Raw genomic sequence first — 14041 nt, 5'->3', positions numbered from 1 at the left:
GCTTTTACATTTATACTATGTATCAATTAATAACTGGAATTAAAAGTATGGCGTTCTTCCCAATCTTGTTTTGGGTGCATCAACTTAAAAATTTGCTTTAAAACAGCATTTACAAAACCATTGGTATGTTTTATATAAACACTCATAGGTTCTGGCTTAGCTCCTACCGAGCTTTTTATTTCCATAGCTGTTCGTGCATATACAATATTTGAAAACTTATTTTCAATAGCAAATTTCACCATATCATACAGCATATTTAGATACAGCTGATTCGGATATTGATGCAGCGTATCGTAACCTAAAAAATAAGTTTCTAAATCATCGCCATTTAAAATTAAAGTGTAAAACCCTATTAATTCATTATCTAAATAATAACCAAAAACTTTAAACGATTCTTTTAGCTGAAGTTTTAAATTATAAAAATGATTTTGAGGTAAAACAAACGTGTTGAACTTAGCATTATTAGAAACATTTAAATATAATTGATGAAGTCTTTCGGAATGTACTTCAACAGTTTTTAAATCTAATTCTGTACAAGTTATTACTCCTAGTTTCTTTTTTGCTCGTTTATAACGGTTTTTATACTTTTTTTTCAAACTAGCCAGATAATCTTCAATAGTTAACCAATTAGGATTAACACGCATCGTCATATTTGGCTGTACATACACATGATGTAATTTATGAGAAAGAAAAAACGCTTTACTTTCATGAATAGCATCTGCTTCAAAAAAATCTTTGAGCATGATGGCTCTAATTGTTTTCTTTTGAGTTGTTTTAATATTGATTTTAAGCGTATTTAAGGCATCGAAAACAATTTTTAAGTATTCTGATTGCGATATGCTATTTGTATCATAAAACACACCGTGTTGCCCCGTATGCATCATATTACCAACCACCAAAATGTTTCCTCTTACTATTTTAGAAACCAAACTTTTAAAAGCTTCTCTAAAACAAGAAACTTCTGTTTTTCGAAACATATCTTTTAAATACAATTGTACGCGTTGTACAACAGCAACTCCTACTAAAACATCGTTCTTAAAAATACCCACATAAAAAAACTGAATGTTTTCTGGAGACGCGTCTTCTAAAGCAGCAAAATAATTAGGTTGTAAAAAAACATCATGTTCGGTAATATGCTTCCAAGATTCTGGAAGTTCTTTATATGAATTATAAATATAATGTGTTTTCAATAGAAAATAAAAAGACTGAAGTTACACACTTCAGTCTTTATTTATGTTATAAAATTACAAAAATATTATCTCCAAGCACAAACTATTCCTCCCATAATGGCAATAGTTAGTGTCCAATATCCAACATTAATAAGAATATGTTTCCAGCTCTTACGTTCAAATAAAGCATTTGTTCCCATTATTGGTAAAACAAAAAATATTCCAACCAAAGCACCATGAAAAACACCGTGCTTAAAAGTTCTAAATTCATTTGAATAATCTGCCATAAAAGCATCATACGAAGGCAAAATACCTAAATCGCCTTGTACCAAACTAAAAGCTCCCATTTGATGAATAGTTACAGTAGGCAAAAAAAGCGCTAATAAAACTGCAAGAACAAATGATACGCCAAAAATAACAGCCATATTTCCGCTATTAATTTTCTCTTCTGTCATTCCTGATTCTCGCATCCAAGCCTTTTGAAAAAGCATTGGACCATACCATAAAAAACCTAAAGCCATGGGTACTAATGCAGCAACTAAAATTGCTAAAAAATTCATTTCCATAATAATATAGTATTTAGTTAGAAGTTAAATATAATACTTTTTAAAAAACTGATAATTAAATGTTTATTTAAGAGTATTAGCTTCATTAACTAAAAGATCATTTTTATCTTCAAGTACTTTTGCTATAAATTCGTTTACAGCATCATTCTTTTCTAGTCCGTTTTCTAATAAAACGCCTAAAGTAATAGCTACTGCAATACGTGTTCCTGCTTTTTTTACGGCTGTATTAAAAAGAGGTTGCAATTCATCATAAGTTACATTTTTAGCAAGTTCTTGAATTTCTTCTTTAACCTTTTGCTGTTTTATTTCTGGTAAATTGGTGTATTTTTTACCTAATTTTTGAATCACATCAATAGCTTTTCGTTGTGATTGCTGATTGTTATTTGGCTTTACCGCTTGTTGTTGAGGCTTAGGTTTTTGTTTTGCCCAAGTATCGCGTAAACCAACCGTTTTATTAAATACTAATTTATCTGAAGACGAATCATTATCTACATTAAAATAACCTAAACGTTGAAACTGGAACCGCTCTCCTACTTTAGCTTCTAATAAACTAGGCTCTACAAAAGCTTCAATAGTTTTTAAAGAATCAGGATTTATAAATTCCATAAAATCTTTGTCTTGATGGCTATCTGGTGCTTCATCAATAAACAAACGATCATATTCTCTAACTTCAGCTTTTACAGCATGTTTTATAGATACCCAATGCAAGGTACCTTTTACTCTTTTAGAAGTATCTTCGGAATACGTACAATGAATTTCTGTAATGTTTCCATTAGCATCTTTTTCAACACTTTCAGCTTTAATTATGTACGCGTTTTTAAGTCTTACTTCTCCACCTAACTTCAATCTAAAGAACTTATTACCAGCTTCTTCTTTAAAATCCTCTTTTTCAATATATAATTCTTTTGAAAACGGCACTTTTCTAAAGCCTGCACTATCATCTTCTTGATTGTTCTCTGCTTCTAACCACTCTTCTTTTCCTTCTGGATAATTAGTAATTACTAATTTCACAGAATCTAAAACAGCCATAACTCGTGGTGCTGTTTTATTTAAATCTTCACGAATACAAAACTCTAAAAGCGATACATCAATAACATTATCGCGCTTTGCAACACCAACAGTTTCTACAAATTTTCTAAGTGAATTAGGTGTATATCCTCTTCGGCGTAAGCCAGAAATAGTTGGCATTCTAGGGTCATCCCATCCAGCTACAATTTTATCTTCAACCAATTTAAGAAGCTTACGCTTACTCATAATGGTATAACTTAAATTTAAACGTGCAAATTCACGTTGTTTTGGTCTAATTAAATTGGTGTCTATAACTTGGTCTAAAAACCAATCGTAAAGTTCTCTGTGTGGTTTAAATTCTAAGGAACATAAAGAATGTGAAATTTGTTCAATATAATCGCTCTCTCCATGCGTCCAATCGTACATTGGGTAAATACACCAATCGTTTGCTGTTCTATGATGATGTTTCTTTAAAACACGATACATAATAGGATCACGCATCAACATATTTACATGTTGCATATCTATTTTAGCACGCAAAATGTGTTCACCTTCTTCAAACTCGCCCGCTTTCATGCGTTCAAATAAATCAAGGTTTTCAGCTACTGTTCTATTTCTATACGGACCATCAACTCCTGGTTGTGTGGGCGTTCCTTTTTGTTCTGCCATAGCTTCACTAGACTGCGAATCTACATAGGCTTTTCCTTCTTTTATAAAATGAATAGCCCAATCATACAGTTGTTGAAAATAATCTGATGAGAATAATTCTTTATCCCACTTATAACCTAACCAAGCAATATCTTCTTTGATAGCATCAACATATTCTTGCTCTTCTTTTGCAGGGTTTGTATCGTCAAAACGAAGGTTTACAGGTGCATTATATTTTTCTCCCAAACCAAAACTTATACCTATAGCTTTTGTATGACCTATATGCAAATAGCCATTAGGTTCTGGAGGAAAACGAAAACGTAAGTCATTTTTAGACATTCCGTTTGCCAAATCTTCTTCTATAATTTGCTCAATAAAATTGAGTGATTTTCTTTCTTCAGACATACTTAATATTTATTTCAACTAAATAAGCTTCAAAATTACGGAAATTCAAACTATTTTAGCTTAATAAGTTTAAGAAGCTAATGGGAAAAATAAAAGTTGAAAACATTCGGGTATTTGCATACCATGGTTGTTTAAAAGAAGAAACAAAAATAGGAAGTGATTATCGTGTAGATTTAGAAGTTGATGCCGATTTACAAAACTCGGCAAAGACAGATGATTTAAGTGACACTGTAGATTACGTGTTTTTAAACCGGATTATAAAAGAAGAAATGGATATTGCTTCTCAGCTACTTGAAACGGTTGCAAAACGTATTTTAAATAGAATTTTTAACGAAGATAAATTAGTAAAAAAAGCCACTGTTTGGGTTAGTAAATTAAACCCGCCTATAGGTGGTGATGTTGCAAAAGTGACTATAAAAATGACAGATAAGCGTAAAAAGTAAATTTATGTATTGAAAAGTCTTTATTTTTTTTACATTTGCACAACAAAAATTATGGCGTCGTGGCCGAGTGGCTAGGCAGAGGTCTGCAAAACCTTGTACAGCGGTTCGAATCCGCTCGACGCCTCAACAAAAGCTTTCAGTTTATTCTGGAAGCTTTTCTTTTATAGGATTTATTTGTTCTAATTTTTCTTTTAAAAGCTCTTTCTCTTTTGGAAAAAACCCTTGAACTAACAATAAAACGCCAAAACCTAAGATTAGAAGTGCTATTATTTTTTTAGTTTTAAATATTAATCGAGGTGTAAGCTTATTTTTTAATTTTTTTGCAATCAGTATTTTAATAAGATCTACTAAAAAATAAACGATTAAAATAGTACTTAAAAACACCACAATACCATCTTCTGATTTTGTTAACGAATTACCAAGTACAATAAAAGCAACCCACCCTAAAAGGACACCAATATTTATAAAGTTTAATAAAAAGCCTTTTAAAAAGAGTTTGCCATAACCTTTTTTAATTTCTACTTTATGGTATTCTCTAACAATCTCTCTAAAAGATTTTGAAGCTTTTACAAATGAAATGACCCCATAAACAGCCAACAATACACCTCCAAAAATTAAAAAATTAGGATCGTCTTTAATTTTTTCTAAAAGTTTATTGGTACTAAAAAATGCCACTAAAATAAAAATGATATCGGCTAACATAACGCCACAATCAAAAATTAAGGCACTTTTAAAACCCTTGGTAGCACTGGTTTCGAGAAGTACAAAAAAAACCGGACCAATAGTAAAGGCAAGTATAATTCCAAATGGAATGGCTGCTAAAATATCATCAAACATAATTTGTGCGAAGCTTTACACAAAGTAAAGAAATATTTTAAAAACTAAGAGATGAATTAATAAGTTAAAATAAAAAATGTGTGATTAGATAACCACACATTTTACTAAAATTAGTCACTCAAAATATACGTTTCTTAAAACTTCAGTTTTTCATTCTTATCCCAAAGCCCCCAATAAGCTCCTACATCGCCTTCAGCTCCAACTTTCCAAGATTCATCAAATGATGAGAAATAAAACATTTCTATATCATCTTCATTAGACCAAACTTGTGAATTAACAAAATACTTTAAAGCATTTTCATGTGATGGTTGTGCTCCTTGAAGCCCTTCACCTAAAGAGGGCCAACCTGTTTCTGTTATAATCACTTTTTTTCCATTACCAGCTTTTAAAGCTTGATGATACATGTCTTTCATATATAACAAAGCATATTCTAAACTACAACCTTCCCAATACGGATAACAATTTGCTAAAATAATATCGCAGGCTTCTGTAATTTTTGGTCTTTGTTTAAACTCATAGTAAGCATCTACATATCCCATAGGAATATCTGGAATCGCTTCTTTTACTTGATACATAAAAGATAAAAGCGCTTCTTCGGTTAAATCGCCTCGGTACATGACTTCATTACCAACTGCAGCAATATCAACATAACCTTGCTTAGCCAATTTTATAAGTCCTGCAATTTCCTTTTTATTAATTTCATCATCGTTACCTAACCAAGCGCCTACCAATGTTTTAATGCCATATTCCTTAGCAATACGAGGAATAATTTCATTCCCTTCTGTACAAGAAAAAGAACGTATCCATTTGGTATAAGGCTTAATTATTTTCATACGTCTCCTTATCTGTTTTTCGGTAATTTGTTCTCCTGGTTCTTGACCTTCTTCATAAGGACTAAAACACAACCCATGCATCCCATTTTTTAGAACTCTTTTAAACAAATTATGTAAACCTCTTGTGGTTTTTTTATCAAGATCTATTCCTCTAAACGATCCTATTTTATCTTCTCTATACGACATATTCTTAATAATTATAATTCTCCTCTACGCTTTACTAATACTTCTTTTATTTCGCGCGCTCTTGATTCATCTAAACTATATTTCCACATTACAAACATTGCTAACGCAGCTGTTAAAGCAGGAACAACAATATCTGCAATTCTAAGTCGAGTCATGGTTTCAACAGCTTGCTCACTTATATTTTGATCAAAACCAACAACTTTTAATATAACGCCACTTAATATAATAGCTAAAGCTTGACCTAACTTTACCATCCACCAGTAAATGGCTCCAAAAGTGCCTTCTTTACGTGGCATGCCATTTTCAAGTTCATCTAAATCGCAAACATCTGCAGTCATAGACATCATTAAGGTAAACAAGCCTCCCATTCCGAAAGCAAATAAGGGAATTGGTAAAAATATTAACCATGGTATACCATTACTAGCATCAATACTAAACCATGACATACCTGCACTTTCTAAATATGGATTCAAAAATTCGAAAATAGAAGCCACACCGTTATTGAGTGATTGACCAAAAGCCGTTTGATTAAAACTGTTATTAAGTTCTACATCGAAGCCCCACCATTTTAATATATAACCAATAATAGATAGGAATGTAGAAATTAAAAACGCGTTTCTTTTTCCCCATTTAGTAGCCATTTTAGAAATAATAGGGATTACTACAAATGCTGTTAAAATAGCATTAAGTGTATTAAACCACGCTGGCCACGTACCTGCTTGTTCCCAACTGCCTTGGTTCATATAAAACACAATAATAAAAACAGAAAACGCAGCTACTAATTGAAAGCCATTAAACACTAAAAAAGTTGCGCCACAAAGTTTCATAAAAGGCTTGTTTTTAGATACTTGTTTTATACCTTTTACTAATTCTTTCATATTAGACGCAAGGGTTTTAAAATTAATCTCTTGTCTGTTTCCCATATGAGCTGAATCTATACCTCTACAAAAGAAAGCAGGTAAAATTCCGAATAAAATACACACTGCCCCTACTATAACCGCCATGGTTCTTACGCCTTGTGCAGGATTATCAAACGTATTTACATCTGGAATAATTACATATAACCAAGGTACTATCATCCACGCAATTTGACCCATTGAATTTGCTAAACTCATAAGTCTTGTTCTTTCATTATAATCAGATGTCATTTCATATCCTAATCCAACCAAAGGTGTTGCAAACATTGTGTTTCCAACAAGAAAAAGGATTTGTAAAATCATAACATACCAGAAATTAAATGTCTGTGATGCATTTTCATCTAGCTGCCACATTAAAATAAAAAGTATCCCACTAATAATGGCTCCTGTAAATATATAAGGACGTCTTCTACCCCATCTTGACTTTGTATTGTCGGATATAAAGCCCATTATAGGATCTGTTAAGGCATCAAATATTCTAGGTAATCCTCCCAAAAGACCAGCCCAAACAGGGTCCATGCCAAATGCTGTAAGAATAAATACTTGAAGATAAACACCTAAAACTCCGGGTAAAAGATTAAGAACAAAATGGCCTGCTCCAAATGCTCCTTTTTGACCTAATGGAACTCTATCTTTTGCTGCTGTTTTAATATTAGACATATCGTATTGGTTTTTAGTTGGTATTGTTAATAGTTTCTATTTATATTAATAGTTTCTTCTTTGGTATTAATATTGTTTGAATAGCTTGTTTACTTATTTGAATATCTATAGACTGTTCGCCTAAAGACATCTTTATATTTTTTGATTGTTCTCCTTCATTAAAAATTACAACAGCAATAGATCCGTCGGGGTTTTGGGCTGCAGTAACCATTAGCGTATCATCGGAGTTTTCAAGACCTATTATTTTTGCTTCTGGCCTTATGTATTTACTAAAATGCGCCATGACATAGTATAATGGTGTAAAGTAAACTTCATCTGTATCTGGATCGACAATTACAGGAGCTACACACCAGTTTTTAAACCAGTTTGGACCGCCTTGTTTATCGAGTACCATATTCCAATCTACCCATCCATCAACCCAGTTATTTAGGCAACCTATAATATCTCTGGCGTATCGATTTACAGGCGCGTATTTAGGATGTAAATGTTTGTCTTCTTCAGATGCCCAATCCCAACCCCAATCGGTAGCTTCTTTTTTCCAGTACCAAGCATCATCTTTCCAAACCGGAACTTGAGAATCTACACATCCTTCGGTTTCAATTAAAAATTTATTTGGTGCTTTATTATGTGCATATTGCAAGGCTTCTGGAAAAAAATCATACGTACTCTCGTACCAATGAATAGCCGTTCCATGAAAATATTTTGATGATGCTTCGTCTCTAAACATTTCATCTACCCATTCTTTTAAACCCGCTCTATTTTGATCGTAACCTAAAATAATTTTATCGCCATAACCATCAGACTCTAATTTTGGACCTAAATGAAACTGAACAAAATCGGTCATTTCTTTTGGTGAAAAATGCATACTTTCCCAATTGTTACCGTTACCATGAGGTTCGTTTTCAACTGTAAAACCCCAAATTTCTATCCCTTCAGCTTTATAAGCATCTAAATATTTTGAGAAGAATAATGCCCAAGTATCATAATATTCTGGAAGTAATTTACCGCCAACCCAATTGTTATTATCTTTCATCCATGGAGCTGCTGTCCATGGTGAAGCAAATATTTTAAAACCATCTTCAGACACTGCTAAGGCATCTTTTATCATAGGAATTAAATCATCTTTATCTTCTTTAATAGAAAAATGTTCTAGGTTTTTATCACCTTCAATAGGCGTATATGAATAATTAGAAAGCGAAAAATCGCAAGAATTCATGTGTGTTCTCGTTAAAGAATAATTTGCACCTTCTTTAGAAAAATAAGCCTTCAAAATAGTATTTCTATTGACTTTACTAAGCTTGTTTAATAAGTAAGCTGAAGACTCTGTAAAAGCTCCACCAAAACCTGTAATGGTTTGGTACGTTTTATTTGATAAAAGTTTTATTGTACTCGCTTTTTCTACAGAAGGTCTTTCTGAAATCTTTTTTAAATGATTGCCACTAGCTGAAGTTTCATAAACTTCTACTTGTAACTCATTATGCGTTTCATTACAACTTAACATAAGAAGAATAAAAAGTGAATACACACTGTATTTTAATGTTTTCATATTTTAAAACTTTAAGTTGACTCATTTATCTATGTGCCATAATTTCTCCAATAGTTACTGGTGTTAAAACATCTTTCAATAAAGCATCTTTATCGCCATTATATGTTTTAGTTATTGGCTGTCCATCTCTTGTTAATCCTTTAAAAACGCCTTGATCAACTAAATTCCACAACGCATATTTCGCTTCACCTTTAAGGTTTATAAGTCCAAAATGATTCTCAGAACCTAAAGCGTTATGTGCATCTTTCCATTGCTCATCAAAAGCTTCAAAATAGAAACAAGAAATGTTTTCTTGGTTTGTCCAATTACGTATAAGTTGATAGTATTTTGCCGACTTATACTCATCTGTTGCTCGAGAACCTTTGGCACCATAATGTCCGTTTGACACGGTTGCCCATCCTGTTTCGCCAATATGTACAGGTTTATTAACCCCTAAACTTTTGATGTAATTTGATACACTATCATGTTGTTGTTTAGCAAATTGAAATGAGCGTTGCATAGCAGCCTCAATTTTTTCGGCATCAGTTAAAGTATATTCACTTTCAGGAACAAACCAAAAGGCAGGATTATAGTGAGAGTTATGCATAGGATAAGTATGCATAGAAATATAATCTACTGCCTTTATTAGTTTTTCTAAATCTTCTGTATGGTAACTAGGGTCGCCTCCACCCCAAGATGAAAAATCATCGGAACTTGTAATCCATAAATCTTTTGATAATTCACCAGACTTCTTTAAATCCTGTAAATGATTTACCCATTTTAAAATAACATTTGGCCTAACAAAATAGCTTGTTGCCCAACGTACCATGGCTTCATTACCAACCGCAATAATTTTTACAATATCTGGATATGCTTTTGCTAAGGCCACTGCTCTATCAATTTCTCCTGCATTCTGTTGGCTCTCTACTTCATGATTCGGCTCTAAACCTGTCCATGCATTTTCGCAATCAATCCACGCGCCTAACATTACATACATTTCAAAGGTTGAATCTTCAGCTTTTAATTCTGAAATAGCTTTTAATAAATTAGGAGCTTGCTGTAACTGAACATTATAAGTGCGTAAAATTTTCACGCCCATAGCTGCCAATATTTTCATATCCTCTTTTAACTGAGGAATGGTAGGTTGTATATCGCGAGATTTTTGACGATACCCACCATAAGAAATTGCTAGATAATTAGGATTCCCTAAAATGTCTGCTGCTGTTTTATATAATGATTCATTTTTAGGTTGTTGATTGCATCCTAGCATAGCTATTAAAATTGGTAGTATTAGTAATATTTTTAAATGTGTCTTCAACGGTATATATTTATTATTTCTTTATTGAAACAATTATTTGATTAATCTCGCCTTCTCTTTCAAAAATAGATTTAGATATTTGCTCATCAAGTTTTAAGCTATCAAACACCGTTTGTGTGCCTTTATTAAAATTAACTTGTACGCTATCTTTATTTGAAAACTTATATATAATTGGTATTTGACAGTAAGTGAAACAAAGCGAATTAGCGTCTAATTTTATTTCCTGTGGTTCTTTATTAATTGCTGTATAATTAAACACTTGTGGTTCTTTTAAAAACTCATTGTCTCTTAACAAACGCGGATTAAATAATACTTTTCCGTTTTTAACAAAAACTCCTAACTCGCCTATTCTGCTTAAAACATCTTCTTTTACTTGACCTGTCATTCCTGGTTGTTGTGCTCCTTTTGTTGCTGGTGTATGCGAATACGGATCGGTAGGAAATGCACCGTATAATTCTGGCGATTTATGCACGCCTATACCTGCATTTATTTCATAATAATGATCTAAAAGCTTGCCTATAATAACTTCGCTTTCTTTCATATTTATTGCCAATAAACAATTTTCTTGTACTGCCAATAATAGTTTAGATACCATATGCCAGTAAATAGAACCTAAACCTTCATAGCCAAAAAATGTTCCTGAGCGTCCTGTAAAAGCTTTATGATTAAATATAGATTCGAAAGTATCTAGCAATAACTTAGAATCTCTTTCTACAAGAAACTGATATTTATTTGGCAAACTAGATAGCGCTTCTTTTAAGCTATTTGCATTATTGAAATTGCCATTAAAATGATAATTTCCTAACACATCTTTTTCTATAATTTGTTGATGCCCTTCTGCAACTAATTGCTTTAACAATTCAGATTGCTCAAAAGAATCTTTAGGGATGTTATTCTTTTTGTCAAACCTTGGTAATTCTTTATCTGGATATAAAATATAACTGTATTGGTCGTCTCTAAATAAAGCACTGCTCTTTAAACCATCTAGTAATTCTAAAGCTTCTTTTGGTGATAAATAGCCCGAACTTAAAGCTGCTACTTGACCTTCTAACATTTCTGGCAGATATGAAATTGAAACTTCTGAATCATTTTCAACTGTCATTAAATTATACGCATGAAACATATTGTCTGTGCGTTTATTAACATCTATTGTATGTTGTAAATAGGTTTTTGTAATTGTTATAAACTCTAAAATCTCTGATTTACTAACGTTACTTTTATTAGCAGAAAATCCATTATTATAAATAGCTGTTCTATACTTACTTCCAGCACTACCTAAACCATCTAGTACAGTTTTACGATCTTCATTAGAAATGCTTCCAGAAAGTATATTTTTATTGGTTTCAAGTGTTGAAATAACTTCATTTAAAAACACCCCTAATTCCTGTGATATTTGAGCATTATCTATATCAGATTTAGCGATAACTTCTTCAAAGAAATTTAAAAATCTATTTAAATAACAAAGGGTTACCATAGATACACCATTACCAACTAATGCATTGTTGGCATCGTTCCATTCTGGTCTTTGTGTATTTAACCAAATACCTCCTTCGGGAATAAAATTTGAAACTTTTGCTAATACCGTTGCTAATAGTTTTTCAATTAAATTAACCTTGTAAATAGCATCGTTTTTATCTGTTAATAACGCACCATCGGCACCTAACAGCTCTTTTCTTTTATTAATTTCTTCATCTAATTTATAGTCGAAATCAATAGTATCTTTAGGATTAGAAAGTGTGTCTTTATAGCTTTTAATTTTATACGGCACATTGGCATAAACAAAAATGTTTTCGTTAAAGCGTTTTGCTAAAAGGCTAGGGTAGTGGTCTTCTATAAATTCTAAGAATTTTAAAAGATAAATAATTTGATGATCGCCCCAATAACCAATGTATGACCACGGATCGTTTTCTTCAATAACCTCCCAATCAAAACCATCTTTTGTAACACGATATGGGTTATAACCTTCAAATGTTGTAGCATTTAAAAACTTATGAATCATTCCTTCTATAAACTCTGGATAAGCATGTGCCAAGGCTTCCCAGTTTTGGAAAATATCTCTCCAATTTCCTTCGTAATCTAAAATTTTTGAACCATCTATTTCACTTCTTGTATTAATTGAAAACTTGTTCCAAGGTCTACTTGGGTCGCCATGTCTTCTACTAAATTTTAGAGGTAAATATTCAAAACAAAGACGTTTAAAATCTTTATCAACTTCTTCTTCTGCTAAATTCTTTAAATAGCTTAAAGTGAATGAATCTGGAAGTTGTTTTAATTGTGTTTCCTTTTTCTTAAAATAATCTTTATTGGCTTTAGAAATGTATGTTATGAAGTCTTGTTTTTCAATGCTGTAACCATCATCGAAAATACCACCTCTCATAATATTGAAAAGTGTATTTGAAAAATGCCTCGTATTTATAAGCGGATCGTTGGTTAATTGTAAACCATCTGATGCACCTGATAAGTTAATTAAATTTTTAGTTCCTGCATCAATATCATTTTGTACAAACTGCTCTAAATTTTGTTCGTTTTTAATCATTTCAGATATTTGAATAACCCCTGAAATAGATTGATTTACATTAGTAACAAACATCCATTTTTTTTCTGAACTTGCTTCTAATGCGATATGAGAAGAAATAAAATAAGCACCTTTTTCTGCTTTTACATCAACCTCTTGTTTTAAAGCTTTTTTACTTCTAAAAGCATCTAATTGTATAGATGATAAAAGATAAGTTGGGTTTTCTATTCCAGCAGACCAAACAATATTAGACTTTAATGCCTCACTTGGTTCTGCTTTATCTACAATAATAGCACTTAAAGCATAAACACCTAAGCCTGTATCTTTTAATAACTCACTTTTTTTATAAGCATCAACTAAATTACTTGCTTTATTTTGCAAATCGGAAGTTACTCCTGCAGGTAAAATATTTTGTAAACCATCTAAAAGAGTTATGCTAAGCTTTGTTTGAGAATTATTTATGAGTGTCGATTTTTTAACAAAACCAAACTGATTACTAGAACACCATTGGTATCTGAATGTTAAGCCTAAATCTAGATTTATTTCTTCAAAAACAACTTTATTTCCATAACTGTTTTTATATAAATTTCGAGTTATCTTGTAAACACCCATTTGACGAATTGAAAAAGGCTCCCATACATGAATAGCATCATTTAAATGCACCTGAAATATGGATTTACTTCCTGTAATATCTGCCGATTCTGTTATTTTATCGTCGGTATAATATGGAAATATTGAAGATTCAGAATTTTTTCTTCCAGCCGATAATCCTCCATTACTTGAAATAAACATCCAATGATTAGAATCGCTCACAATACTCATAAAGAAAGGACGCATTTCATTACTATTAGAAATTTTGTAATAAGTTTCATTATCAAAATTCACTAAATCTCCTTTAACAGTATCCATATGCTTTGAAGTTTTTGATTCGTCTTTAAAAACTGTACTATTCATTTAACTCTCTAATTTATTTTAAAAAAAGACTAACTAGTAAATGTTGTTTTAGCTAGC

The 14041-nt window shown here is 31.8% G+C and carries 10 protein-coding genes and 1 tRNA gene; 2 read left to right on the top strand and 9 right to left on the bottom strand.

Going from position 1 to position 14041, the window contains the following annotated elements; translation table 11 throughout:
* Positions 1–26: 26 nt before the first annotated feature.
* The 3 genes from ACH5TX_RS12955 to ACH5TX_RS12945 form a co-directional block, all read right to left on the bottom strand.
* Positions 27–1190 (bottom strand): GNAT family N-acetyltransferase, encoded by a 1164-nt coding sequence (locus ACH5TX_RS12955; RefSeq protein WP_439339920.1) that lies wholly within the window; start codon positions 1188–1190, stop codon positions 27–29.
* A 65-nt stretch (positions 1191–1255) separates the two neighbouring features.
* Positions 1256–1735 (bottom strand): DUF1761 domain-containing protein, encoded by a 480-nt coding sequence (locus tag ACH5TX_RS12950; protein WP_439339919.1) that lies wholly within the window; start codon positions 1733–1735, stop codon positions 1256–1258.
* 63 nt (positions 1736–1798) lie between these two features.
* Entirely contained in the window at positions 1799–3796 is a 1998-nt protein-coding gene (locus tag ACH5TX_RS12945; RefSeq protein ID WP_439339918.1) for a glutamine--tRNA ligase/YqeY domain fusion protein, read from the bottom strand.
* An 80-nt stretch (positions 3797–3876) separates the two neighbouring features.
* On the opposite strand from ACH5TX_RS12945, the gene folB reads away from it, so the two are divergent.
* Positions 3877–4239 carry a dihydroneopterin aldolase gene (folB, locus tag ACH5TX_RS12940; protein ID WP_439339917.1) on the top strand — a complete coding sequence of 121 codons (363 nt, stop codon included), beginning with the start codon at positions 3877–3879 and terminating at the stop codon, positions 4237–4239.
* 53 nt (positions 4240–4292) lie between these two features.
* A tRNA-Cys gene (locus ACH5TX_RS12935) sits at positions 4293–4363 on the top strand.
* Between the two features lie 17 nt (positions 4364–4380).
* Here ACH5TX_RS12935 and ACH5TX_RS12930 read toward each other — a convergent pair.
* The 6 genes from ACH5TX_RS12930 to ACH5TX_RS12905 form a co-directional block, all read right to left on the bottom strand.
* Positions 4381–5076 (bottom strand): LysE family translocator, encoded by a 696-nt coding sequence (locus ACH5TX_RS12930; RefSeq protein ID WP_439339916.1) that lies wholly within the window; start codon positions 5074–5076, stop codon positions 4381–4383.
* Between the two features lie 134 nt (positions 5077–5210).
* On the bottom strand, positions 5211–6095 hold the full coding sequence (locus tag ACH5TX_RS12925; protein ID WP_439339915.1) for a glycoside hydrolase family 17 protein: 885 nt from the start codon (positions 6093–6095) through the stop codon (positions 5211–5213).
* An 11-nt stretch (positions 6096–6106) separates the two neighbouring features.
* Complete coding sequence (locus ACH5TX_RS12920) at positions 6107–7672, bottom strand: MFS transporter (RefSeq protein ID WP_439339914.1); 1566 nt, start codon at positions 7670–7672, stop codon at positions 6107–6109.
* A 40-nt stretch (positions 7673–7712) separates the two neighbouring features.
* A complete protein-coding gene (locus ACH5TX_RS12915) occupies positions 7713–9218 on the bottom strand; it encodes a glycoside hydrolase family 30 protein (RefSeq protein ID WP_439339913.1) in 1506 nt (501 codons plus the stop codon).
* A gap of 25 nt (positions 9219–9243) precedes the next feature.
* Positions 9244–10467, bottom strand: a complete 1224-nt coding sequence (locus ACH5TX_RS12910) for a glycosyl hydrolase family 17 protein (RefSeq protein ID WP_439340053.1) — start codon at positions 10465–10467, stop codon at positions 9244–9246.
* A gap of 61 nt (positions 10468–10528) precedes the next feature.
* Complete coding sequence (locus ACH5TX_RS12905; RefSeq protein ID WP_439339912.1) at positions 10529–13984, bottom strand: 1,3-beta-D-glucan phosphorylase, GH149 family; 3456 nt, start codon at positions 13982–13984, stop codon at positions 10529–10531.
* Positions 13985–14041: the final 57 nt, after the last annotated feature.

It is taken from the genome of Thalassobellus citreus (genome assembly GCF_044385915.1).
Lineage (GTDB): Bacteria > Bacteroidota > Bacteroidia > Flavobacteriales > Flavobacteriaceae > Thalassobellus > Thalassobellus citreus.
Note: the sequence above shows the minus strand (reverse complement) of the source record. Positions and strands in the feature narration are given on the sequence as shown.

Bases quoted from the DNA above. Each gene is read 5' to 3' on its own strand.
- ACH5TX_RS12950 (WP_439339919.1), bottom strand. From the start codon at position 1,735: ATGGAAATGAATTTTTTAGCAATTTTAGTTGCTGCATTAGTACCCATG.
- ACH5TX_RS12945 (WP_439339918.1), bottom strand. From the start codon at position 3,796: ATGTCTGAAGAAAGAAAATCACTCAATTTTATTGAGCAAATTATAGAA.
- folB (WP_439339917.1), top strand. From the start codon at position 3,877: ATGGGAAAAATAAAAGTTGAAAACATTCGGGTATTTGCATACCATGGT.
- ACH5TX_RS12930 (WP_439339916.1), bottom strand. From the start codon at position 5,076: ATGTTTGATGATATTTTAGCAGCCATTCCATTTGGAATTATACTTGCC.
- ACH5TX_RS12925 (WP_439339915.1), bottom strand. From the start codon at position 6,095: ATGTCGTATAGAGAAGATAAAATAGGATCGTTTAGAGGAATAGATCTT.
- ACH5TX_RS12920 (WP_439339914.1), bottom strand. From the start codon at position 7,672: ATGTCTAATATTAAAACAGCAGCAAAAGATAGAGTTCCATTAGGTCAA.
- ACH5TX_RS12915 (WP_439339913.1), bottom strand. From the start codon at position 9,218: ATGAAAACATTAAAATACAGTGTGTATTCACTTTTTATTCTTCTTATG.
- ACH5TX_RS12910 (WP_439340053.1), bottom strand. From the start codon at position 10,467: ATGCTAGGATGCAATCAACAACCTAAAAATGAATCATTATATAAAACA.
- ACH5TX_RS12905 (WP_439339912.1), bottom strand. From the start codon at position 13,984: ATGAATAGTACAGTTTTTAAAGACGAATCAAAAACTTCAAAGCATATG.